Origin of the sequence: Streptomyces sp. NRRL F-5650 (assembly GCF_000721365.1) — a bacterium.
Classification (GTDB): domain Bacteria; phylum Actinomycetota; class Actinomycetes; order Streptomycetales; family Streptomycetaceae; genus Streptomyces; species Streptomyces ardesiacus.
On the sequence record NZ_JOGV01000046.1, the window covers coordinates 14,620 to 37,487 of the forward strand.

Below are 22,868 nucleotides of genomic sequence, written 5' to 3' on the forward strand. Positions count from 1 at the left end.
AGCTTCAACCAAAACCGGGGGGCGGTGATCCGCTTCACATGATCACGGCGGGAGTGGTTCGGATCACAGCCGCCCGGCGATCAGTTCCCGGGCGGGCGTCGGTCTCATCTCCTGCGTCAGTCAGTCAGTACACGTCGTCCGAACCCGGGGAGAGCACCGACATGAACAGCAGCACCGTGAAGGGCCCGGCCTCCTACTTTCCGTCCATCGAGAAGAAGTACGGCCGTCCGGTCGCGGAGTGGAAGGACCTGATCCGCTCCTCGCCGCTCACCAAGCACATGGAGCTGGTCACCTGGCTCAAGACGGAGCACGGCCTGGGCCACGGGCACGCCAACGCGCTCGTCGCCCACACCCTGGCCGAGGGCACGGCGAAGGGCTGACCGGGGGCCCGGCGGCGGGGCGGGCCGACGACTCCCGACCCGCGGCGGCCGGGCCCGCGCGGCCTCACATCCGGGACTTCAGCACATCGACCTCGCAGCCGGGCGCGAACGGGTCGAACCCCTGCTCGATCAGCGGGCGCACCGCCAGCAGGCTCCGCAACGACGACCACGCGTGGATCACGTCGAGGTCGACGTCGCTGCCGTAGCCGGCGGCCACGTCGTCGAGGTGTTCCTCGTGGCCGAGCACGAAGGCGGCGAGGTCGTACAAGGGGTCTCCCTGGCCCGCCTCGGACCAGTCGATGATGCCGGTGACCTCGTCGCCGTCGACGAAGACGTGTGCGATCTGCAGGTCGCCGTGGGTGAACGCCGCAGTCCACGGTCGCAGCGCGGCCTCGGCGACCCGGCGGTTGCGGGCGACCAGGCGGGCCGGCAGGACACCGTTCCTCACGAGTGCCTCGCACTCGTCGGCGAGCTCCTGCGCCAACGCGTCGACGCTCCGCCCGGCGCGGCCGGGCCAGGGCGGCAACGGCGCGTCGTGCAGCTTCCTGATGGCGGCACCCGCCGCGGCCCACGCCTCCGGCGACCCGGTCGCCGGTCCCCCGAGGCGCCCCAGGGTCGTGCCCGGGAGCGCGGCGGTCGCGAGCACGGGCGGCTTGCGCCACAGGACCTCCGGGGTCGGAACCGGCGCGAGGGACATCGCCTCGACCTCGACGTCGACGCGCGTTTGATCGGCGTCCACCTTGAGGAACACGTCACCGACGCGCAGGGTCGCGCGCTGGGAATGGGCGACGACGACTTCCACCTCGTCCATGGCCGACCAGTATCCCGGGCCCGGTCGCCCGCGTCGCCGGGTTTGTCACGTGCGACGACGCGGCTCGCCGGGCCCGCCGTCCCGCCGTGTCGCGGTCCCGGGGGCCCCGGGGTTCCGCGGTTCCGAGCACACAGCGCGGGCGCGCGACCCTGACAAGGCCCGGCCCGCCGCTTCCGTCAGGACTCCCGGGAGGACTCGTCCTCGTCCTCGTCCTCGTCCTGCGTGTCCGCCTCCTCGGCCAGCGCCGCGTCCAGGCGGGCCCGGGCGCCGTCCAGCCGTCGGCGGCAGACCTTCGCCAGCTCCTCGCCCCGCTCCCACAGGGCGAGGGACTCCTCCAGCGTCGTGCCGCCGGCCTCCAGCCGCCGGACGACCTCGATCAGCTCGTCCCGCGCCTGCTCGTACCCGAGCGCCTCGGACATCGCCGTCGGCTGCTCCACCTCGCTGGTCATCCACCCACCCTATGCGTCGACTCGTACGGAGAAATCGCCCTCGGACACGCGTGCGCGCAGCGTCTCGCCGGGCTCCACCTCGCCGGGGTCGCGCACCGCGTGGCCGTCGGCCCGCTGCAGTACGGCGTACCCGCGCTTCAGGGTCGCGGCGGGGGAGAGGGCCACCACGCGCGCGTGCGTGTGCGTCAGCTCGGAGTCGGCCCGGTCGAGGTGGTGGCGCAGCGCACGGCGGCCCCGCTCCAGCAGGGCCGTCACCTGCTGGGCCCGCTCCTCGATCATCCGGTGCGGATCCTGTATGGACGGCCGGGCAAGAGCGTGCGCCAGCCCCCGCTCCTCACGGTCGACGAACGCCGCCACGCACCGCCGGGCGCGGTCGCGCAGCAGCCGGACCCGCTCGTACTCCTCGCCGACGTCCGGCACCACCTTCTTGGCGGCGTCGGTCGGCGTGGAGGCGCGCAGGTCGGCGACCAGGTCGAGCAGGGGGCTGTCCGGTTCGTGCCCGATCGCCGAGACGACCGGCGTACGGCAGGCGGCGACCGCCCGCACCAGTTGCTCGTCGGAGAACGGCAGCAGGTCCTCCACGCTGCCGCCGCCGCGCGCGACGACGATCACGTCCACGTCGTCCAGCGCGTCCAGCTCCTTCACCGCCTGCACCACCTGCGGCACCGCGTGCACGCCCTGCACCGGCACGTTGCGCACCTCGAAGCGGACGGCGGGCCAGCGGTGCCGGGCGTTCTCCAGGACGTCCCGCTCGGCCGCCGACGCCCGCCCGCACACCAGGCCGATCAACTGCGGCAGGAACGGCAGCGGCTTCTTGCGCCCGGCCGCGAACAGCCCCTCGCGCGCGAGTGCCTTCTTCAACTGCTCCAGGCGGGCCAGCAGCTCCCCGACGCCCACCGGCTTGATCTCGGCGGCCCGCAGCGACAACTGCCCGCGCGGTGCGTACCACTCCGGCTTGGCGTGCACCACCACCCGCGCACCCTCGCCCACCACGTCCGCCACGGCGTCGAACACCTGCCGGTAGCAGGTCACGCTCACGGAGATGTCGTACGACGGGTCGCGCAGCGTCAGGAACACCACACCGGCGCCCGGCCGCCGCGAGAGCTGGGTGATCTGCCCCTCGACCCACACCGCGCCGAGCCGGTCGATCCAGCCCCCGATCAGCCGGGACACCTCGCCCACGGGCAGCGGGCTTTCGGGAGTCGAGTTGACAGCCATGCGCCCGAGCGTAACGGCCGGGTCCGACAATCAGCCCCGCCCGTACCAGGAGGCCCCGCACGCGCGGCCTGCGCGCGCCCGTCGCCCCGCACGTCCTCGGCCGCGCAGTGTCCCCTCCCCGCTGTGCGTCGCAGGGCGGCGTTCTCCTGGCAGGCTGCGTTGCCCAGCCGCCCCTCAGCCCCGCCAGGGTCGCCCCTCGGCCCCTCGGCCGGCCGACGCCACGGCCCGGGATCTCGCAGAGGGCGGGCCCGCTCCCGTCCTCGGGCCGCGGTGCCTGCGCTCCCGCGCGGTGCGCGTGTTCCCGCGCGGTGCGCGCCCCCGGTCACCGCCGAGCAGCGTTCCCGCGCGGTGTCCGCGTTCCCGCGCGGTGTCCCGGCGTTACACCCCCGTCGGCTCCGCGTCCCCGCGGCGACCACGCCACTGAACAGCCAGCACCACCAGCCCCACCGCCAGCCAGATCGCCCCGACCACCTGGGCGGCCGCCGACGCCTCCACGATGACCGCGACCGTGATCGCCGCGCCCAGCACCGGCACCAGCAGGTGCCGCCACCAGCTCACCGCGCCCCCACCGCGCCGGACCACGAACCAACCCACGACGCTCGCGTGCAGCAGCGTGAAGGCGGTCAGCGCGCCGACGTCGACCACGGAGACCAGGTGGTCGAGACCGTCGCTGCGGCGGGCCGCCCACACCGCCGCCGCCATCGTGATCACGGCCGACACCAGCAGCGCCACGCGCGGCACCCCGGAGTCCGTCCGCGACAGCACCCCCGGCAGCCGCCGGTCGCGGCCCATCGCGAACAGCAGCCGCCCGGCCGCCGCCTGCCCGGCCAGCGCCGCGAACGCCGCGCCGATCGCCTTGCTCACCGCCACCAGGTCGTGCAGCCACGTGCCCACCGACGTGTCCACGGCGTCGTAGAACGCGGCCCCCTGCCGCTCCGGCTCCGCCGCCAGCGTCGCCGACGACACCGGCTCGATCAGCGCCACCAGGTACGTCTGCGCCACGAACAGCACACCGGCCAGCGCCAGACAGAACAGCAGCGCCCGCGCGACCTTCGCCGAACCGCCCGTGACCTCCTCCGCGAACGTGGCGATCGCGTCGAAGCCCAGGTACGACAGCACCGCCACCGACACCGCGCCGACCACGGCCGACAACGCGAACGCCCCCTGGCTGCCGTCCCCGGACAGCGGCGACAGCCAGTCGCGCTCGGCCCCGTCCTGCGCCAGCACCACGATCGCCGCGACCAGGAAGACGATCAGTACGACGATTTCCATGGCGAGGACCAGGAAGCCCACCCGCGCGGCCGTCCGCACCCCCCACAGGTTCAGCAGCGTCGTCACGACGACCGCGATCGCCGTCCACACCCATCGCGACACCTCGGGAACCAGCGCCTCCATCGCGATGCCGGAGAAGAGGTACGCCACCGCCGGGATCAGGACGTAGTCCAGCATCGCCATCCATCCGGCGATGAAACCGGCCCCCGTGCCGAGCCCCGCGCGCGCGTAGGCGAACACCGACCCCGCCTGGGGGACCACCCGCACCATCTGCGCGTAGCTGAATGCGGTGAACGCCATCGCGACCGTGGCGATGACGTAGACGAGGGCCACCGCACCGTGCGACTTGGCGTCCAGCGTGCCGAACACGCCGACCGGTGCCATGGGCGCGATGAACAGCAGCCCGTAGACGACCAGGTCCCTGAAGCCCAGACTGCGTTCGAGCTGCTGCTGCGCACCGGCCCCGCGGGCCGTCATACCGTTCTGCGACATCGTTCCTCCGCCGGCGCCTCGGACTCCGTCTCCAGACGTTCCCGCCAGTCTCCCCGGCCACGCCGTACCCACGCGATCTTTGACCCGCCGAACGCGGCCTTACGATGGGTGCCATGACTGCTTCGCCTGGCCGCCGTGTCCTGCTCGCCGCCCCCCGTGGCTACTGCGCGGGTGTGGACCGCGCCGTGATCGCCGTCGAGAAAGCCCTGGAGCAGTACGGGGCTCCGGTGTACGTCCGCCACGAGATCGTCCACAACAAGTACGTCGTGCAGACCCTGGAGAAGAAGGGCGCGATCTTCGTCGAGCAGACGGAGGAGGTCCCCCCGGGGAACATCGTGATGTTCTCCGCGCACGGCGTGGCGCCCGTCGTCCACGAGGAGGCCGAGCGCGGCAGGCTCGCCACCATCGACGCCACCTGCCCCCTCGTCACCAAGGTCCACAAGGAAGCCGTCCGCTTCGCCAACGACGACTACGACATCCTGCTGATCGGCCACGAGGGCCACGAAGAGGTCATCGGCACCTCCGGCGAGGCGCCCGACCACATCCAGCTCGTCGACGGCCCGGACGACGTGGCCAAGGTGGAGGTCCGCGACCCGTCGAAGGTCGTCTGGCTCTCCCAGACCACCCTGTCCGTCGACGAGACCATGGAGACCGTCGACGCGCTCAAGGACAAGTTCCCGCAGCTCGTCTCCCCGCCGAGCGACGACATCTGCTACGCCACGCAGAACCGCCAGCTCGCGGTCAAGCAGATGGGCGCCGAGGCCGAGCTGGTGATCGTCGTCGGCTCCCGCAACTCCTCCAACTCCAAGCGCCTCGTCGAGGTCGCCAAGCAGGCCGGCTCCCGCGAGGCGTACCTGGTGGACTTCGCCGACGAGATCGACGAGTCCTGGCTGGAGGGCGTCACCACGGTCGGCGTCACCTCCGGCGCCTCGGTCCCCGACGTCCTGGTCGAGCAGGTCCTGGAGTGGCTCTCGCGGCGCGGCTTCGAGGACGTGGAGATCGTCAAGGCCGCCGAGGAGTCGATCACCTTCTCCCTGCCCAAGGAGCTGCGCCGCGACCTGCGCGAGGAGGCGGCGTCCCTGGTGGCGGAGCGGGGCGGTTCCGGTACGGCGGGGGCCTGACCGGCCGGACCACCGCCTGGGTGACTGTCAGTCGTCCGTCGTAACGTAGGGCCATGCAGATCTTCGGCGTGGACATCGGCGGATCCGGGATCAAGGGCGCCCCTGTGGACCTCGACAGGGGCGACCTGGCCCAGGAGCGCTGCAAGGTGCTGACCCCGCACCCGGCGACCCCGGACGGAGTGGCCGACGGTGTCCGGCAGGTCGTCGAGCACTTCGGCTGGGCCGGGCGGGTCGGCCTCACCTTCCCGGGCGTCGTGACCGGCGGCGCCACGGTGCGCACCGCGGCCAACGTCGACAAGAGCTGGGTCGACACCGACGCCCGCGCCCTGTTCAGCGAGCGGCTGGGCGGGCTGGACGTGACGGTGGTCAACGACGCGGACGCGGCGGGCGTCGCCGAGATGCACTTCGGGGCCGGCCGCGGCCGCAAGGGCACGGTCGTCCTGCTGACCTTCGGCACCGGCATCGGCAGCGCCGTCTTCACCGACGGGGTCCTGGTCCCCAACACCGAGCTGGGCCACCTGGAGCTGGACGGGCACGACGCGGAGAAGCGCGCCTCCAGCAAGGTCAAGGACGACCACGACATGTCGTGGGAGCACTGGGCCCGCCGCGTCCAGAAGTACCTCGCACACGTCGAGATGCTCTTCTCGCCCGAGCTGTTCGTCATCGGCGGCGGGGTCAGCCGCAAGGCCCACAAGTTCCTGCCCCGCATCGAGGGCATCCAGGCGGAGATCGTCCCCGCTCAGCTCCAGAACAACGCCGGGATCGTGGGCGCGGCGATGCACGCGGCGGGCTGAGCGGCGCGGGTGCGCGTGCGGTTGCGGTCGGAGGGGCCGGTCACGGTCGGGCAGGGGGCCGGTTCCGGGCCGCCGCCCGTCGCCGCACCAGCCGGATCCGCCGGACGATCACGACCGTCCCGGCGATCAGCGTCCCGCCGTACAGCCATCCCGCCCCGGTGGCCAGCGCGGTCACCAGCCCCATCAGCCGCCCGCTCGGACCGTCCCCGCTCTCGGCCACGGCCACCAGCCCCACGGCGTAGGCGATCGGCACCACCACGGGCGCGGTCAGCAGGTCGCCCCGGCGCACCCAGAGCGCGGTGAGCAGGCTCACGGGCACGAAGAGCACGCCGTACACGGTCAGGGACGCGCCGAACAGCAGCTCGTCGAGGAACCCCAGCAGGGTCATCACGGCCGCGCAGAACAGGCCGCCGCCCAGCCCGGTCAGCCGGGGGTTGGGCAGCCCGCGCAGGGCGCGCACCACCCGGGCCACCGGTGAACCCGGCGGCCCGGGAGCCGGCCGGACCGGTGCCGGTCGCTGCCGCACCGGCCGCCCGACCCGCCCCGCCGGCGGCCGTGCGGTGGCGGCGCCGCCACGCCCCTGGGCGGGCAGCGGCGCCCGGTTCCGTTGCGGTCCGTACTGCGCAGGTCGCGTGCTGTATTGCTCCACTGGACCAACTTAGGTCGGTTTATGTGCCGAATAGCCCGACAGACACGCCGTCGGGCGCGCCTTGGCCAAGCGTTCGACTCCGCGGGGGCCGGCCGCGGCTCACCCCGTAGACTGGTGGATCGGCCCTGCCCGGCCGCCCCATCCCATCCACCGCTCCGCATCTCACGTACGGGAAGTCGCAACGTGTCGCTCACGATCGGAATCGTCGGTCTGCCGAATGTCGGCAAGTCGACCCTGTTCAACGCCCTGACCAAGAACGACGTGCTCGCGGCCAACTACCCGTTCGCCACGATCGAACCCAACGTCGGCGTCGTGGGCGTCCCCGACCCCCGCCTGGCCAGGCTGGCCGAGATCTTCTCCTCCGAGAAGATCCTCCCGGCCACGGTCGACTTCGTCGACATCGCGGGCATCGTGCGCGGCGCGAGCGAGGGCGAGGGGCTGGGCAACAAGTTCCTGGCCAACATCCGCGAGTCCGACGCGATCTGCCAGGTCATCCGTGCCTTCAAGGACGAGAACGTCGTCCACGTCGACGGCAAGGTCTCGCCGAAGGACGACATCGAGACGATCAACACCGAGCTGATCCTCGCCGACCTCCAGACCATCGAGAAGGTCCTCCCGCGCCTCCAGAAGGAGTCGCGCATCAAGAAGGACGTCGCTCCCAAGGTCAAGGCGGTCGAGGAGGCCAAGGAGATCCTGGAGAAGGGCGACACCCTCTTCTCCCGGGGCATCCTCCAGGGCACCGAGCGCGCGGAGCTCCTGCACGACCTCCACCTCCTCACGACGAAGCCCTTCCTCTACGTCTTCAACGTCGACGAGGACGAACTGACCGACGACGACTTCAAGAACGAGCAGCGCGCCCTGGTCGCCCCCGCCGAGGCGATCTTCCTCAACGCCAAGCTGGAGGCCGACCTCGCCGAGCTGGACGAGGACGAGGCCCTCGAACTCCTCCAGTCCGTCGGCCAGGACGAACCCGGCCTCGCCACCCTCGCCCACGTCGGCTTCCGCACCCTGGGCCTGCAGACCTACCTGACGGCAGGCCCCAAGGAATCCCGCGCCTGGACCATCAAAAAGGGCGCCACCGCCCCCGAGGCCGCCGGTGTCATCCACACCGACTTCCAGAAGGGCTTCATCAAGGCCGAGGTCATCTCCTTCGACGACCTGGTCACCACGGGCTCGGTCGCCGAGGCCCGCGCGAAGGGCAAGGCGCGCATGGAGGGCAAGGACTACGTGATGCAGGACGGGGATGTGGTGGAGTTCCGCTTCAACGTCTGACACGTCCGGCGAACGGCCGTCTGACCCGCGGCGGAGCGGGTTGGGCGGCCTTTGCGGTCCGCTGTTCGGCGGCATGGCCGCGTTGGTGTGGTTGAGGCGCTCGGAGACCGTCTTCACGGATTCGCCGTGCTTGATCAGCAGGCTGGCGTGGTGGTGCCGGAGGGCGTGGGGTCCGGTGCCCTTCGGTATGCCGGCCTTCGCGCAGGCGGGCCGCCAGGACGACCCGTCCATGAAGTGCGTGCAGACCACGGGTCCGCTTTGCGGCGCCGTGAGGATCCGGCCCTCGGGCCCCTCGGCGGGGAAGTCCCGCAGGCGGGCCTTCGTCGCATCCACCGCCGTGCGGGGGGAGCGGGACCGTACGAGGTGCCTTTGCTGCGGGAGGGCGCGGAGGTTCCACTGCGTGAGCTCGCAGTGAGGGGGCTGTCCCGCGTCGCCGATCCGGCAGAAGTGCGGGTCAGGAGGAGGGCGACTCTTCGGGCCGGATCCCTGGTCCCTCCCGTGCCGGGATGCCGGTGAGGAAGAGTGGCCCACAGGCGACCGGGGGCCTGAACCGGGCTCGTCGCCGCGGCGATCACAACGGGCGTTTCAGCTCCGCGCAGGCGGCTACCACCTCTGCGCGGTGCCGGGACTCCGTGCCGGACACGGCCGCTTCGATACGCCGGGTGTACTGCCGCTCACGCTCTCGTTCCCGGCGCTCCTCGGTCCGGTGGCGCACCCACCACCGTGCCGTTCCGCCGAGCACCACGAGGACCATGAGCAGCCACCCGTGCCCACCCGCCGAGGCCGCAGCCGCGTTCACCGCACCGACCATGGGGACCGTTCTCCTTCTGCCGTCGAGTCGATTTCCGGTGGTTGAACCGGTGGCGCCAACTCTCCGCGGCGGCCCGAGTTTCCGTCTAGCGTGAGGAAACAGAGGGGAAACCGACCACTGGGTGAGGGGGAGGACATGGGGGGCGGAAGGCCCGTCACGACGGGTGGCGAAGCGCAGCCCGAACTTGGCGAACTGGCCGAGCGGTTCCGTGCGGCCCTGCGAGCCGCGGGGTACGAGAGCCCCCATGCCTTCCTCACCGCGCGCGGTTCGGACCATCGGGTGCCTCACAAGAACACGGTCTACGAGATCATCGGTGCTCGGCGGCTCCATGAGCTGTCCACCACCGAGCAGTTCGGCGAGGTTCTGGGACTGCCACGGCAGGCGGTCGCCGACGTCTGGGGCAGGGCGCGGTTCGCGCTGGAGCGCCGGAAGCTGGCCGCCCGGCGGAACGAGCCCGGTCCTGTTCCCGCTGCCTGGTCCGGAATTCCGCTGCCCGATGCCTGGCTGGAAGACCTGCTCGGCAGTCAGGCGGAGGCCGCCGAGCAGTTCCCGTACGACCTGCTGGGCGTGCGCAAGCCCCCGTTGTCCCACATCCACATCGAGCAGGACCTGCAGCCGCTCTCCGAGAACGCCGCACGGCACGCGCCGCGCACCACGGGCCCCGCACCGACCCTGGCCGCCGCCTTGTCCGCCCACGACCACCTGTTCGTCACCGGTGGTCCGGGCGCGGGCAAGACCACTCTCGGCCGCCATCTGGTCCGGCAGCTCGCCCGCTACTGGCTGCGCGACGAGAGGGCGGAGAAGCCCTGGTGTCAGGAGGCGGTGGTCCCACTACGGGTCACGGCGACCGACCTGCGGACCCGCCGTGCCTTCCACCAACAGCTCAGTGACGCCGCCGACCGCACCGGAACGCTGCGCAGCGCCGTTCCGTCCGATCGATTCGCCGCAAGGCCGCACGGGGCGCGCTGGCTGGTGATCGTCGATGGCCTTGACGAGGTCGCTTCCCCGGACGACCGGCAGTTGATCCTCCAGAACCTCGCCCGGGAGATCCGGCCGCACGGTGTCTTCCGGCTGCTGATCACTTCCCGGCCGCTCCCCCAGGACGAGCTGACGCCCCTGCGGGACCTGCCGTCCATGGGCTTCTACACACTCGCCGGTTTCGACTCCGAACAGCAGTTGGCCTTCGCCCGGCGCTGGTTCGCCGCCCAAGGAGCCGACGACCCGGTCGCCGAAGCCCGGGCTTTCCTGGAGGAGGTCGGGCACGCCGGTCTCGGTGAGGTGCTGCAGGTGCCGTTGCTGACGACCATCGCCGCCGCGCACCGCAGCCGGAATCCCGGCGCGGCGTTGCCACGCGGACGGGTCGCACTGTACGAGCAGTTCCTCGCCGATGTCGCCACCGCCCGGGAGAGCGCGGACGCGGTGGACAAGGGGTTCCGGGCCCGTTGGGAGCGACGTGGCCAGGGACGGTTGGCCGAGTGGCTGCTGGCCCACCGCGATCACCTGGTGGCTCATCTGGCGGAGGTCCGCATCGCGAGCGCCTCCGCTTCTCTGCTGGACGCCGCCGTGCGGTGGCTGGACACGGAGTTGCCCGGGGACCTGGCCTGGCCGGCCGGGGCCCGCGAGGAACTGGGGCAGTTCCTCGGGCAGAGCGGGGCGCTCGTGCACGACCACGGTGAGCTGTCGTTCCTGCATCTGTCCTTCGCCGAGTTCCTCGCCGCGAGGGAGGATGCCGCCCGCATCCCGGCGGATTTCCCGGACCTCGACGACTGGGCCGATGACATCCGCAGCCCGTCCTCCCGGAACCGGGTGCTGTTCACCTTCGCCATGTGGGCCCGGCGCCCGGGGCACGACGTGACCCTGCTCGTACGGCATCTGCTGGCTGGTGACCTCGACCACCGGATCATGGCGCTGCGGCTGATCACCTCCGGCGTACGGCTGGGGGAGGCGCTGGAGGAGGCGGTCATCGAGCGGGTGGCCGACCTCGGGCGCGATTCCGACGACCTGGGCCGGTACCACGGCCGTGGCCGGCAGGTGCTTCGCGAGCTGTCCCAGCTACGGGGCAACCATCGCCTTGCGGCCAACCTGCGAAGGATCGCGGAGACCGACGGACTCCAAGTCTCCTTGCGCGTCGGCGCGGCCGCGGCGTACGCGGAGGTTGCCTCGCTTCCCCAGGGAGTCGCGCTGCTCCAGGACCTCGCACGGCGGCTCCCGGAGGAAGGCGCCCTGGACTGCTGCCGGGAGCTGGCCTCGCTCGATCCCGAGGGTACGGAGTTCCGGGCCGGGCTGCTGTCGGACGTACTCGCTTCGCCGACGACTTCCACCTGGCAACGCCTGACGGCCGCGGAGGAACTCGCCGCGCTGGGGTGTACCGAGGGGCTGGCAGGGTTCGCGTGCTCCATCCTGGCCGGCGATGAGGAGAACGGCGAAGCCCTGAGGCGAGCCGGTCAGTTCCTGTACCGCCTGGAGGGGCCGTCGGCCGCACCGCGCGTCAAGGCGGCGGTGGCAGGCCGCTCCCGCACGCTGGAGTGGGCCAAGGCCGCCCTGGCGCAGGTGCTCCTGCTCTTCGGGCTGGTCGAGGAGGCGCTCCCGCTCCTGGCGTACACCATCCAGAACAGCACGGACAGCGACTCCATCGACGACGTGGTGCGCAGTTGGCTCGACCAGGAGGGCGCGAAGGCCGCCGACGGCTTGGTCGAGTTGCTGCGTGGATACCGGGCCTGGAACTCGGACGAACGCCCGAGCATCGCCATCGACCTGGCCGCGGCAGGGTACCCGCGCCAGGCGGCGGAAGTGGTCCGGCTCAGCTTCGGTGATCCGGACCCCGACCTTCGGCACAACCTCGGGCTGGAGGCCATGGCGCTCATCCGGGCCCTCGGCCCGTCGGCTGCCGAGGAAGTCCTCGGCTGGCTGGACCGGCGCCGGGCGGACGCCGACTCCTACGCCATCGCGCTGCGGGACCTGGCAGAGGCCGGCGCCGACGCGGGCGGCCTGCTGCCGCTGGCGCGACGTTTGCTCCGCCACCCGGGCAGTGGACACGAGGGCTTTGTCTCGGCCGCCCGTGTCCTGTTCCGGCTCGCCGCGGAGGACGCCTGCGCAGAGGTGCTCGCCGCCCTGCGCGACCGCCCGTACGGCGGACCTGCTCTGCGGGCCGCGCTCCTTCCCCTGCTCGCCGAGCACGGTGAGGCGTCGGCCGTACGGGTGCTGGGCCAGGAGCTCCTGGCGGATCCCGGTCTGGTCGGCCGCGAACTGGAGGCCGTGGTCAAGGCATGGCTGGCGGTGGAAGGCCGGGAGGCGGCGTCCGACATCGTGGGCCGCATCCAAGCCGCGGTGCGCCTGACGGCCGAGCAGCACGTTTCCCTCGCACGGCTGTTGACTGCCAAAGGGCTCCCGGAGGCGGCAACCACCCTGTGGTGCCGGGTGGCAACAAACCCTGAGGCCGGTGTCGAGACCCGCTGGCGGGCCGCCCAGGAGCTGCTCGCTTCCGGCGGTGGCGCGCAAGCCGAACTGGGGCTGCGCACCGCGCTGACGGTTGCGCGCGACGCGGACGAGGCTCTGCTGCTGCGTCGCCTGTTGGCCTGGGTACGACCGCCTGGGGACCAGGCAAGGCAGGACGCCGCTGGGTGGTTGGGTGTGCCTGCGCGTGGCTGAGCGGTCTCCGCCACCCGACCTCGGGCTTCTTCGCCCTCGCCCTCGCCCTGGAGCCCGTCCCAGGACTTCAGCAGGACGACGATCCCACCGGCACCACCACCGGTGCCCTCAGGCGCACCGGCACCGGACTGTGCGACGGGAACCTCGTCGTCGCCGGCAAGGCCGTTCCCGTCGTCCGTCGCGGAGAAGGGGTACGTCGACCTGGCCCGGTGTTCACCACCCCAGGTCCAGCGCGTCGCCGGGAGACAGGCCGGTGACCGTCTCGACGAGACGGACGTTCGGCCGCGGGGCGTCGGACGCCGGGCGGGCGGCGTACACGGCGTCCCAGAACGTGACCGCGTCGCTGTCGCTCAGCGGAACTCCTTCCGCCGGGCTCGGCCGGGTCGGCCGGCCGTGAGCCTGGGATGCCGTCAGGGTTGGCAGCCGCCGCCCGAACCGGCACGGAATCTTGCCGTTGTGGCAAGGTGGCCCGATGGACGCCGCAACGGACGACGTACTCGACGCCGTGGGCCCGCGGCTGCGCACGCTGCGCCGGGAGCGCGGCATCACCCTCGCCCACCTCTCGGCCGCGACCGGCGTGTCGGAGAGCACCCTGTCCCGGCTGGAGAGCGGACGGCGCAGGGCGACGCTGGAACTGCTGCTGCCGCTCGCCCGGATCTACGGCGTCCCCCTGGACGACCTCGTCGGCGCCCCGCGCACCGGCGACCCCCGCATCCACCTGAAGCCGGTCAAGCGGTTCGGGATGGTCTTCGTACCGCTCTCCCGGCGGCCGGGCGGCACCCAGGCGTTCAAGATGATCATCCCCAGCCGTCCCGCGCCCCTCGAACCGTCCCCGCAGACCCACGAGGGCTCCGAGTGGCTGTACGTGCTCGGCGGACGGCTGCGGCTGCTGGTCGGCGAGCGCGACCTGACGCTGTCGCCCGGTGAGGCGGCCGAGTTCGACACGTCCCTGCCGCACTGGCTGGGCAGCGCCGACGGCGGCGCGGTGGAACTGCTCGTCCTGTTCGGACTGCAAGGAGTGCGGGCCCATGTGCACAGCGGCTGAGGGCCGTTCGGCGGGGCCGGGAGGGGACACGGTGCGCGATGGGACGCGCTGAGCGGGAGGCGGTCGTCCGCGGCAAGCGGCTCCAGGAGGCGGCGCGTGCCCTGACCGGTGACCACGAGCGGGCCGTCGGGGCCGTGAGCGCGGCCCTCAAGCCGCTGCACGACGCCGCGGCCCGGGAAGCCCTCGACGCCATCCCCGTGACGCGGCTGCTGGAGGCCGGCGGGGGGCGGCTGCGCCTGGAGGCCGTCGAGCGCGCCGGCTTCGGCACGGTCACCGCCGTACTCGACGCCGGGCCCTACCGCCTGCGGCAGATACCGGGGGTCGGGCAGCGCACCGTCGACCAGATCCTGGCCGCCGCACGGCAGTTGGCCGAGGCGGCCGGTGAGGCGGTCGCCGTCCACCTGGACGTGGACCGCCCCGAGCCCGGCACGACCGCGCTGGTCGCGGCCCTCCACGTCCTGGTGCAGGCGGGCCCGGAGGCGCGGCGCGCGGTCGACGAGGCCACCGCGCTGGCGGGCCGGCTCGAACCGCTGCTGACCGACGCCCGTCCGGCCGCCCGGCCCGGCGGACTGCTGCTGGCCGGACGGGCGCGCAGGGCCCGGGCGAGGGAGGCGGTCGCGGCGATCGGGGCCCTCGTGGAGGAGGCGGAGCGGGCCGGTGCCCCCGAGCGGTTCGCCCAGGCGTCGGTGGACCTGCTGCGCGGGCCGGCCGGCGACCTCGCGGCCTGGACCGACTTCGAGGTGCGCTCCGCCGAGTACTACGCGCTGCTCGGCGAGATCGTCACCCGTGCCCCCGACACCGCCGCCGCCCAGGGCTTCCTGCCCGACGACATCGCCGAGGGAGTGCGCGACCAGCATCTGGACGACACCCACCGCCGGGTGTCGCTGCGCGGGTACCAGGCGTTCGGGGCACGGTTCGCCCTCGCGCGGCGCCGGGTGATCCTGGGCGACGAGATGGGCCTCGGCAAGACCGTCCAGGCCATCGCGGCCCTGGCCCACCTGGCCGCGGGCGGCCGCACCCACTTCCTCGTGGTGTGCCCGGCGAGCGTCCTGGTCAACTGGACGCGCGAGGTCGCGTCCCGCAGCACGCTGCGGGTCCTCCCGCTGCACGGTCCTGACCGTCACGACGCCTTCGCCGACTGGCGGGAGCGGGGCGGGGTCGCGGTGACCACCTTCGACCTGCTGCGCCGGCTCCCGGCGCCGGAGACGGAGACGGACGGACTCGGGATGCTGGTGGTCGACGAGGCGCACGCCGTCAAGAACCCGCAGACCCTGCGGGCGCACGCGGTCGGCCGGTGGGCCGCCCGGTGCGAGCACGTCCTGTTCATGACGGGTACGCCGATGGAGAACCGGGTCGCCGAGTTCCGCAACCTGGTCCGGATGCTCGACCCCGAGGTGGCGGACCGGCTGGAGGACGGCACCGGGCCGGTCGACTCGGCGGCCTTCCGCCAGGCGGTCGCCCCGGTCTACCTGCGCCGCAACCAGAAGGACGTCCTGGCCGAACTGCCCAGCCTCCAGCACACGGACGAGTGGGAGGAGCCGAGCGCCGAGGACGAGCGGGCCTACCGCGCGGCCGTGGCCGACGGCAACTTCATGGCCATGCGCAGGGCCGCGTACGCGCGTCCGGAGGCGTCCGCCAAGCTCGGCCGCCTGTGCGAGATCGTGCGGGAGGCCGGGGAGAACGGGCTCAAGGTCGTCGTCTTCACCGCCTTCCGGGACGTGCTGAGCACGGTCCACGACGCCCTGCGCACCGAGGACCCCGGCCCCCGGGCGCCGTACGGCCCGGTGTTCGGGCCCCTGTCCGGCAGCGTGCCGCCCGCGCGGCGCCAGCAGGTCGCCGACGGCTTCACGGCCGTGTCCGGACCGGCGGTGCTGCTCGCGCAGATCCAGGTGGCGGGGATCGGCCTCAACCTCCAGGCGGCCTCCGTGGTGGTCCTGTGCGAGCCCCAGACCAAGCCGACCGCCGAGCACCAGGCCGTCGCCCGGGCCCACCGCATGGGCCAGGTCCGGCCGGTCCGGGTGCACCGGCTGCTGACCACCGGCGGGGTCGACGAGCGGCTGGTGCGGATGCTGCACGGCAAGGCCCGGCTCTTCGACGCCTACGCCCGGCGCAGCGCGGTGGCCGAGGCGACGCCCGACGCCGTGGACGTCCTGGACCCCGACCTGGCCCGCCAGATCGTCGAGGAGGAGCAGGCCCGGCTCGGCGTGGGCGACGGGCGACCCGCCCAGCCCTCCTGAGGGGCGCCCCGCCCAGCCGTCCTGAGGGGGCGTCACGACCGGCCTGAGGGGAATGCTCGGCCGGCCTGAGGGGGGATGCCCGGCCGGAGGGGGCGCCACGCCCGGTCCGCCTGCCGTTCCGGCCCCCGCTCACCGGCGACCGCCCCTCGACCTCCGCTCCGGGGCGGTGCCCTTCCGCTGCCCTTCCGCCGCTGCTCCCGGCCCCTGCTACTCCCTCGGCGGGAACGCGAACGCCACCAGCGTCCCGTCCACCCGGCTCCGGACGATCAGCCGGTCTCCCTGGACCACCGCCCCCGTCAGGTCGTTGAGCCCGGACGGGGCGCCCGGGAGGGAGGCGTCCACCGTCAGACGGCCGCCCCGGACGGGGTCGCCGCCCTTCAGCGGGAAGGCGTAGAGCTGGTCGCCGGTGTCGTGGTCGGAGGCGACGGCCCGGACCGCGCCCCCGGCCGTACCGGGCAGCAGGACGACCTGGCCGGCGTCCCGGTGGAGCGCGTGCTGCCACTTGAGCGCGCCGGTCCGCAGGTCGAAACCGGCCACCACGGTGTCGAACCCGACGTCCAGCGTCCGGTCGTCGGTGGTGAACGCCTTGACGAACACGCCGTCGGTCACCGTTCCCTCCTGCGGGCCCGAACGCGCGCTCACGCCGTCCACCGCCTCGGTCCGCAGCGGCTTCCAGGAGTCGCCGACCCGCGAGTAGTAGAAGCGGTCGCCGTTGGCGTTGTCCCCGAGCGAGACGAGCAGGGGCTCGACGGCGAGCACGGTCAGGACGTCCTTGGGGGTCGGCGTCTCGGGGGCCTTCGGCGGGGACGGGCGGGCCGTGACCTTCCCGGAGCGCAGGTCGAAGCGGCGCAGGGCGAGCGAGCCGCCGAGGCCGCCCCCGTACGAGGCGACGACGCTGTTCCCGGCGACCTCCACGCTGCCGAGGGAACGGGCCTCGCCGTCCTCGTCGGGCTGGTCGGCGCCGGTCCAGCGGACGTTCCCGGAACGGGCGTCGAGGACGACGGGGCCCCTCCCGGTGCCGCTCACCACGTACTCCCCGGCGACGCGCACGGTGGGCGTGCCCATGCCCGCGCCGGATCCGCCGTCGAGGATCTCCTTCGACCAGAGCTGCTTGCCGCGCCGCACGTCGACGGCGACGAGGTGGCCGCAGGGGCCCTGTTCGCCGCGGCGCATCAGGACGGCGACGACGTGGCCGACGGCGGCCGGGGAGACGGCGCAGGCCCGGAAGGCCCCCGGCCGTTCCCCCACGTCCCACAGCTTCTTGCCGCTCGCCACGCCGTAACCGGTCACGAGGGTTCCGGTGACGTGCACGACGACGTCCTCGTCGCCGCCCACCAGGTACTCCGGGTCGGTGCCCTCCGGCGCGGGCGCGCCCGTCGCCCACTGGGCCTCGCGCGTGCCGCCGACGCCGTACACGGGTGCCTGGGCGCTCTCGGTGACGTCGGTGGTCGTCGAGTCGCCGCCGTCCAGGAGCCCGGCCTCCTTGGCGGCGTACAGACCGCCACCGCCGAGGGCGGCGACCAGTACGAGGACCAGGACGAGGACGAGTCCGCCGCGCCCCGCGCGAGGTGCGGGAGGCGCGGGAGGCCCGTACGGCGCGGGCCCGTGGGGAGCACCGGGCGGGGGCGCCGGGGGACCGAAACCCGGCGCCGGCGGTCCGAAACCGGGCGGAGGCGCCGGGTGGCCGGGACCGGGCCGGTCCGGGCCGGGCCGGCCGGTCCGGGGTGCCACCCCGCCCATGGCCCGGAAGCACCGTCCGAGCAGCGCGGTCGCGCCCAGGGCGAGCGCGGCGATCACCGCGCCGACCAGCTTCGGGAGCAGTCCGTCCCCCTTGACGATCATCAGCGACGCGACCAGGACGAACACGCCGTACAGCGCCTGTCCCGTCCGGGCCCCGGCGGGCACCACGCGCACCAGCTCGGGGACCGTGGAGGCCGCGGCGAGGCCCAGGGCGAAGGGCAGCAGCGCGCCCGTCACCAGCGCGGCGAAACCGAAGGAGTTGTCGTACGCCCCCCAGGACGCGCCCATGAAGAGCAGCCAGGCCGCGCCGCCGAGGCCGAACAGCACCAGGACGCCGTTGACCCAGGCGGCCAGCGTCGCCGCGCGGCGGGCGCTCGGGAGGTGGGCGAGCGGGGACCGCTGGGCATCCGGCATGAGGGAGCGCAGCCGGCGGCGCAGTACGAGCACCCGCCGGTAGCCGAGCACGCCCGCGGCCAGCAGCACCGCGCCGATCAGCGCGGCGACGAACCCGGCGGGCCGCTGGGTGACCCCGTGGTGGGCGCCGCCCGCGGTCAGCGGCACGCCGAACAGCACACCCAGCACCGACGGCTTGGACAAGCTCCTCATGCGGCGCACCAGTTGGGCGAGCTCGACCTGTTGCGGCGTCGGCCCGCCGGGCGGCCCGGGCGGCCCAGGCGGCCCGGCTGGTCCGAGTGGCTGGAAACCGTGCACGACATCCCCCCGTACCCGACGACTGTGGCCCGACAGTTTCCCACAGCGTTGTCCGGTTCATGGCGAGAGTGCCCGCCTCCTGGGGTCGCCCCGCGCGGCCCACCCGGCGCCGCCGCGCCCCGCACCTCGTCTCCCCGCCGGGCCGCGCTTACGATGCGCGGGGCCGCGCACGCCGCCGCACCACCCTCGTGAACAGGAGCAAGGCACTCGTGTCGATACCGCCGCCGCCGGGACCCCAAGGGCCCTACCCCCAGGGCCCGTACGCTCCTCCCTGGGGGCACCCCTACGGGCCGTACCCCCGGCAGGCCCCCGTGAACGGACTGGCCGTCGCCTCCTTCGTGCTCGGCGTCCTGTGCTGCGTGCCGGCGGTCGGGCTCGTGCTCGGGCTGATCGCGCTGGCCCGGATCCGCAAGCGGGGCGAACGGGGCAAGGGGTTCGCGGTGGCCGGAAGCGTGCTGTCCTCCGTGGGGCTGGTCCTGTGGGTGCTGGTCTTCTCGACCGGCGCCGCCGCCGACTTCTGGGACGGCTTCCGCGACGCCGCCCGCAGCGGCACCGCCTTCTCCCTCGAGAAGGGCCAGTGCTTCAACACACCCCGCGGCTCGCTCCAGGGCGTGACGTACGACGTCGACGAGGTGCCCTGCGAACAGCGGCACGACGGCGAGGTGTTCGCCGTGTTCGACCTGCCGGACGGCGGCCCGTACCCGGGGGACCGCGAGGTCACCTCGACGGCCGACGAGCGCTGCTACGGGCTCGTGGACGAGTACGCCATGGACACCTGGGCGCTGCCGACCGACGTCGACGTGTACTACCTGACGCCCACCTCGGGCAGTTGGCGGGCGGGCGACCGGGAGATCACCTGCCTGTTCGGCAGCACGGACGAGGGGGCGGGCCTGACCGGCTCGCTGCGCAACGACGCCTCGACGCTCGACGCGGACCAGGTCGCCTACCTGGAGGCGGCGCGGGTCGTGGACGACGCCCTGGAGTCGACGCCGGAGAGCGAGTACTTCGAGGACGACCCGGCCGGGTACCGGGCCTGGGCGGGCCGGGTGGAGAAGGCGCTCGGCGAGCAGATCGGGATGCTCGGCGCGCACTCCTGGCCGTCCGCGGCCGAGCGGCCCGTCACCGAGCTGGTCGCGGACCTCGGGGCGGCACGGAAGGAGTTCGCGGCGGCCGGGGCGACCCCCGGCGCGGACCCGTTCTACGAGCACCTCGACGAGGGGTACGCGCTCGTGGACGGCGACACCACCATCACCGCGCGCGAGTCCCTCGGCCTCGAGACCACGCCGCCGGAGTACGAGGAGCCCGGCGGCGGAGGAGGAGAGAGCCCCGGCAAGGAGGTGTGACGGCCCCCATAGCGGGGAGAAAGTGCCTGCGTAAAGCCCCCGGGCGGTACAAGTCATCACTTCGAGTGATTCTCTGGCCTTCGCTTGCCCGGGCCAACCCCCGGTTGCCACGCTGTTGCTGTCTGTACAACCTGATGGGAGCGGCCAGTGACATTCGGTGAGCAGCCGGCGTATCTGCGTGTCGCGGGTGATCTCCGCAAGAAGATCGCCGACGGCCTGCTGCCGCCCCACACCCGCCTGCCCTCCCAGGCGCGGATCCGCGAGGAGTACGGAGTCTCGGACACCGTCGCCCTGGAGGCCCGCAAGGTGCTGATGGCCGAGGGTCTGGTCGAGGGCCGCTCCGGCTCGGGCACCTACGTGCGCGAGCGGCCCGTCCCGAAACGCGTCGCCCGCTCCGGGTACCGTCCGGCCGGGGGCGCCACCCCCTTCCGGCAGGAGCAGGCCGACGCCGAGGTGCGCGGCACCTGGGAGTCGCGCAGCGAGCAGGCCGAGGCGAGCGGGGCCGTGGCCGAGCGGCTCGGGATCAAGCCCGGCGACCGCGTGATGTGCACCCGGTACGTCTTCCGGGAGGCCGGTGAGGCCGTCATGCTCTCCACCTCCTGGGAGCCGCTGGACCTGACCGGCCGGACGCCGGTGATGCTGCCCGAGGAGGGGCCGCTCGGCGGCATGGGCGTCGTCGAGCGCATGGCCGCCATCGACGTCGTCGTCGACAACGTCACCGAGGAGGTCGGCGCCCGCCCCGGCCTCGCCGAGGAACTGCTCGCCCTGGGCGGCGTGCCGGGACACGTGGTGCTGGTCGTCCACCGCACGTTCTACGCCTCCGGGCGCGCGGTGGAGACGGCCGACGTGGTCGTCCCCGCCGACCGGTACCGGGTGGCCTACCACCTGCCCGTCAGGTAGCCCCTCAAGGAGCGCGGCGGAGCGGGGAGTTCACGCCACTGCGTGGTGTGAGACGACGCACGCCCGTCGTGCGCCTCCCGCGCTCCGTTCCCCCTCCCGCACCCCTGCCGACCCGTCCGCCACCCCCGCGGCACCCTCCGTCCGACGCCGGAATCCGGCCGTTCCCGCAGGTCCCCTCCCCGGCCCCGGCATGCCTGTGACCGGAGGCAACGGAGTGCGCGGACGGCGCGTTCGGTGGCGCGCGCCCCCTGTGTTCTGGCTGGTTGCGTACCTCTTTGTGCAAAGCCGTGTTCGCTCCGTAAAGGTTGGGCGTAGGCTCGGGCATATGCGATTTGCGGTTTCCCCGGCGGGCGGGGCGCGGCACGCGCCGCGGGCCGCGGGAACGTGAGGCGGAGGGGCGCGATGAACGACGGCACGGTCACTCTTCCCTGGCTGGTCTTCCGGCAGGACGACAACGGCAATCGCTACCGCGTGGGCAGGTACGCGACCCGGGCCGAGGCCCAGGAGATCGCGGACACCCTCGACGGTCGCGGCCACCGGCAGCTCTACTGGGTCGAGCGGCTCGGCGCGAAGGACGCGGGCGCGGCCCCGGGCGCGGCGGACTGACCGACGCCGCCACGGGGCCGGCCGGACCCGCCGGGCGGGAGGCCGTAGGCTCCGGCGCATGACGGAACGGATCGTGGTGGGCGCCGCCCTGGTCGACGGCGGACGCCTGCTCGCCGCACGCCGCAGCGCGCCCGCCGAACTGGCCGGGCGGTGGGAGCTGCCCGGCGGCAAGGTCGAGGCGGGCGAGACGCCCGAGGCGGCGCTCGTGCGCGAACTGCGCGAGGAACTGGGAGTGGCGGCCGAGACCGGTGACCGCGTCCCGGGACAGTGGCCGCTGCGCACGCCGTACGTCCTCCAGGTGTGGACCGCCCGCCTGCTCCCCGGCTCCCCCGCCCCCGAACCCCTCGAGGACCACGACGCCCTGCGCTGGCTGACCCCCGCCCAGGTCTGGGACGTGCCCTGGCTCGAGCAGGACGTACCGGCCGTCGAGCGGGTGCTCGCCCTCCTCCGGCCCGAGGGGCGGGCCGCGGCGCACCCCGCGCGCCCCGAATGAGCGGTACCGGGCCCGGACGGGCGGTACCGGGCCCGGACGGGCGGTACCGGGCCCGGACGGGCGGTTCCGGGCCCGGACGGGCGGTACTGACCCCGAATAAGGGGGTATGGGCCCTATGGGCCTGTTGGCCCCCGGAAAAGGGATGCTCGCGGGGGCCGTCGTCCGGGGAAGTGATCGGCGTGAGCGACAACGAGGGCGAGTGCGTCGAGTGGGTCTTCCCCGCGGCGCCGCACGCCGTGCGGACCGCTCGGTCCCGGGTGCGCCGCGCCCTGGAGGACTGGCGGCTCGACGGTGTCGGGGACATCGCCGTGCTGCTCGTCAGCGAACTGGTCACCAACGCCCTGCGGCACGCCGCGGGACCCATCGGCGTCCGCCTGGTGCACGGCCCCGCCGGGCCCGGCGCAGTCGCCGGGGTCCTGCGGGTGGAGGTGTCCGACTCGGTGCCCGACCCGCCCCGCGGCCGCACCGTCGGCCCCGACGACGAGGACGGCCGGGGCCTGCAACTGCTGGCCGCCGTCGCGCGGGACTGGGGCACCCGGCCCCACGGGACGGGGAAGGCGGTGTGGTTCGAACTCGCCCTGCCGGCCGAGGTGCCGACCGATGTGCCTGCGTCGTGACGCTCCGTCATCATCGGCCAGTGATGTGTCCGTAATGTGCCGACATAACCCCTTGCCGCGACCGTCAACCGGTTCAGGCCGACGGCAGTTGTGGAACTGCGTGATTCGATGCCGTGTCCGCTGGTTAGAAGAGTGGAAGTGTTGTCACGGTCCGGACCGAAAACCATCGGGACCGTGCTGTGATCGTGAACACCGTGTCGTGCGGCGCCGTAGTGCTGGATACTGCGGGCAGCCGCCTCCGGTGACCGGTGCCGGACGC

Annotated in this window: 19 protein-coding genes; 12 read left to right on the forward strand and 7 right to left on the reverse strand. The window is 73.4% G+C overall.

The genetic code is table 11. The annotated features are described in order from the left end of the window. Positions 1-161 precede the first annotated feature (161 nt). Positions 162-380 carry a DUF4287 domain-containing protein gene (locus IG88_RS0130805; protein WP_031048368.1) on the forward strand — a complete coding sequence of 73 codons (219 nt, stop codon included), beginning with the start codon at positions 162-164 and terminating at the stop codon, positions 378-380. Positions 381-444: 64 nt separating this feature from the next. On the opposite strand, the gene IG88_RS0130810 is transcribed toward IG88_RS0130805, so the two are convergent. The 4 genes from IG88_RS0130810 to IG88_RS0130825 form a co-directional block, all read right to left on the reverse strand. Beyond that, positions 445-1,191, reverse strand: coding sequence for a phosphotransferase family protein (locus IG88_RS0130810; RefSeq protein WP_031048371.1), 747 nt, complete (start codon positions 1,189-1,191; stop codon positions 445-447). Between the two features lie 176 nt (positions 1,192-1,367). After that, positions 1,368-1,640: an exodeoxyribonuclease VII small subunit gene (locus IG88_RS0130815; RefSeq protein WP_031048373.1), complete on the reverse strand. Its 273-nt coding sequence runs from the start codon at positions 1,638-1,640 to the stop codon at positions 1,368-1,370. Between the two features lie 9 nt (positions 1,641-1,649). Further along, on the reverse strand, positions 1,650-2,858 hold the full coding sequence (gene xseA, locus IG88_RS0130820; protein ID WP_031048375.1) for an exodeoxyribonuclease VII large subunit: 1,209 nt from the start codon (positions 2,856-2,858) through the stop codon (positions 1,650-1,652). A 378-nt stretch (positions 2,859-3,236) separates the two neighbouring features. Then, positions 3,237-4,622 (reverse strand): APC family permease, encoded by a 1,386-nt coding sequence (locus IG88_RS0130825; RefSeq protein WP_031048377.1) that lies wholly within the window; start codon positions 4,620-4,622, stop codon positions 3,237-3,239. Between the two features lie 104 nt (positions 4,623-4,726). On the opposite strand from IG88_RS0130825, the gene IG88_RS0130830 reads away from it, so the two are divergent. Next, positions 4,727-5,743 (forward strand): 4-hydroxy-3-methylbut-2-enyl diphosphate reductase, encoded by a 1,017-nt coding sequence (locus IG88_RS0130830; RefSeq protein WP_031048378.1) that lies wholly within the window; start codon positions 4,727-4,729, stop codon positions 5,741-5,743. Positions 5,744-5,796: 53 nt separating this feature from the next. Further along, complete coding sequence (ppgK, locus tag IG88_RS0130835) at positions 5,797-6,537, forward strand: polyphosphate--glucose phosphotransferase (RefSeq protein WP_031048380.1); 741 nt, start codon at positions 5,797-5,799, stop codon at positions 6,535-6,537. A gap of 40 nt (positions 6,538-6,577) precedes the next feature. Here ppgK and IG88_RS0130840 read toward each other — a convergent pair whose 3' ends face one another. Then, a complete protein-coding gene (locus IG88_RS0130840) occupies positions 6,578-7,186 on the reverse strand; it encodes a DUF6542 domain-containing protein (protein WP_031048383.1) in 609 nt (202 codons plus the stop codon). Positions 7,187-7,369: 183 nt separating this feature from the next. Here IG88_RS0130840 and ychF point away from each other — a divergent pair, with 183 nt between their 5' ends. Next, complete coding sequence (gene ychF, locus IG88_RS0130845) at positions 7,370-8,458, forward strand: redox-regulated ATPase YchF (protein ID WP_031048386.1); 1,089 nt, start codon at positions 7,370-7,372, stop codon at positions 8,456-8,458. Positions 8,459-9,029: 571 nt separating this feature from the next. Here the strand turns inward: ychF and IG88_RS0130855 are convergent. Then, a complete protein-coding gene (locus IG88_RS0130855) occupies positions 9,030-9,269 on the reverse strand; it encodes a hypothetical protein (RefSeq protein WP_031048392.1) in 240 nt (79 codons plus the stop codon). Between the two features lie 279 nt (positions 9,270-9,548). Here IG88_RS0130855 and IG88_RS0130860 point away from each other — a divergent pair, with 279 nt between their 5' ends. From IG88_RS0130860 to IG88_RS0130875, 3 genes are all read left to right on the forward strand, one after another. Next, positions 9,549-12,917 carry an NACHT domain-containing protein gene (locus IG88_RS0130860; RefSeq protein WP_158854124.1) on the forward strand — a complete coding sequence of 1,123 codons (3,369 nt, stop codon included), beginning with the start codon at positions 9,549-9,551 and terminating at the stop codon, positions 12,915-12,917. A 472-nt stretch (positions 12,918-13,389) separates the two neighbouring features. Then, positions 13,390-13,962 carry a helix-turn-helix domain-containing protein gene (locus tag IG88_RS0130870; RefSeq protein WP_031048396.1) on the forward strand — a complete coding sequence of 191 codons (573 nt, stop codon included), beginning with the start codon at positions 13,390-13,392 and terminating at the stop codon, positions 13,960-13,962. A 38-nt stretch (positions 13,963-14,000) separates the two neighbouring features. Then, on the forward strand, positions 14,001-16,199 hold the full coding sequence (locus IG88_RS0130875) for a DEAD/DEAH box helicase (RefSeq protein WP_031048399.1): 2,199 nt from the start codon (positions 14,001-14,003) through the stop codon (positions 16,197-16,199). A 207-nt stretch (positions 16,200-16,406) separates the two neighbouring features. Here IG88_RS0130875 and IG88_RS45010 read toward each other — a convergent pair whose 3' ends face one another. Next, positions 16,407-18,545 (reverse strand): PQQ-binding-like beta-propeller repeat protein, encoded by a 2,139-nt coding sequence (locus IG88_RS45010; protein ID WP_158854127.1) that lies wholly within the window; start codon positions 18,543-18,545, stop codon positions 16,407-16,409. A 314-nt stretch (positions 18,546-18,859) separates the two neighbouring features. Here IG88_RS45010 and IG88_RS0130885 point away from each other — a divergent pair, with 314 nt between their 5' ends. From IG88_RS0130885 to IG88_RS0130905, 5 genes are all read left to right on the forward strand, one after another. Next, complete coding sequence (locus IG88_RS0130885; RefSeq protein ID WP_037837069.1) at positions 18,860-19,993, forward strand: DUF4190 domain-containing protein; 1,134 nt, start codon at positions 18,860-18,862, stop codon at positions 19,991-19,993. A gap of 147 nt (positions 19,994-20,140) precedes the next feature. Beyond that, the gene (locus IG88_RS0130890; RefSeq protein ID WP_031048404.1) at positions 20,141-20,893 is read left to right on the forward strand and encodes a GntR family transcriptional regulator; all 753 of its coding nucleotides are present in this window, start codon (positions 20,141-20,143) and stop codon (positions 20,891-20,893) included. Positions 20,894-21,295: 402 nt separating this feature from the next. After that, positions 21,296-21,499 (forward strand): hypothetical protein, encoded by a 204-nt coding sequence (locus IG88_RS0130895; RefSeq protein WP_031048406.1) that lies wholly within the window; start codon positions 21,296-21,298, stop codon positions 21,497-21,499. Between the two features lie 58 nt (positions 21,500-21,557). After that, positions 21,558-21,992, forward strand: coding sequence for a (deoxy)nucleoside triphosphate pyrophosphohydrolase (locus tag IG88_RS0130900; protein WP_031048409.1), 435 nt, complete (start codon positions 21,558-21,560; stop codon positions 21,990-21,992). Between the two features lie 170 nt (positions 21,993-22,162). Continuing rightward, the gene (locus IG88_RS0130905; protein WP_031048412.1) at positions 22,163-22,609 is read left to right on the forward strand and encodes an ATP-binding protein; all 447 of its coding nucleotides are present in this window, start codon (positions 22,163-22,165) and stop codon (positions 22,607-22,609) included. The last annotated feature ends 259 nt before the right edge of the window (positions 22,610-22,868 follow it).

Excerpts from the sequence above, each read along its gene's own strand:
- IG88_RS0130895 (WP_031048406.1), top strand. The coding sequence starts at position 21,296 with ATGAACGACGGCACGGTCACTCTTCCCTGGCTGGTCTTCCGGCAGGAC.
- IG88_RS0130875 (WP_031048399.1), top strand. The coding sequence starts at position 14,001 with ATGGGACGCGCTGAGCGGGAGGCGGTCGTCCGCGGCAAGCGGCTCCAG.
- ppgK (WP_031048380.1), top strand. The coding sequence starts at position 5,797 with ATGCAGATCTTCGGCGTGGACATCGGCGGATCCGGGATCAAGGGCGCC.
- IG88_RS0130805 (WP_031048368.1), top strand. The coding sequence starts at position 162 with ATGAACAGCAGCACCGTGAAGGGCCCGGCCTCCTACTTTCCGTCCATC.
- xseA (WP_031048375.1), bottom strand. The coding sequence starts at position 2,858 with ATGGCTGTCAACTCGACTCCCGAAAGCCCGCTGCCCGTGGGCGAGGTG.
- IG88_RS0130815 (WP_031048373.1), bottom strand. The coding sequence starts at position 1,640 with ATGACCAGCGAGGTGGAGCAGCCGACGGCGATGTCCGAGGCGCTCGGG.
- IG88_RS0130810 (WP_031048371.1), bottom strand. The coding sequence starts at position 1,191 with ATGGACGAGGTGGAAGTCGTCGTCGCCCATTCCCAGCGCGCGACCCTG.
- IG88_RS0130855 (WP_031048392.1), bottom strand. The coding sequence starts at position 9,269 with ATGGTCGGTGCGGTGAACGCGGCTGCGGCCTCGGCGGGTGGGCACGGG.
- IG88_RS0130825 (WP_031048377.1), bottom strand. The coding sequence starts at position 4,622 with ATGTCGCAGAACGGTATGACGGCCCGCGGGGCCGGTGCGCAGCAGCAG.
- IG88_RS45010 (WP_158854127.1), bottom strand. The coding sequence starts at position 18,545 with ATGAGGAGCTTGTCCAAGCCGTCGGTGCTGGGTGTGCTGTTCGGCGTG.
- IG88_RS0130900 (WP_031048409.1), top strand. The coding sequence starts at position 21,558 with ATGACGGAACGGATCGTGGTGGGCGCCGCCCTGGTCGACGGCGGACGC.
- IG88_RS0130870 (WP_031048396.1), top strand. The coding sequence starts at position 13,390 with ATGGACGCCGCAACGGACGACGTACTCGACGCCGTGGGCCCGCGGCTG.
- IG88_RS0130830 (WP_031048378.1), top strand. The coding sequence starts at position 4,727 with ATGGGTGCCATGACTGCTTCGCCTGGCCGCCGTGTCCTGCTCGCCGCC.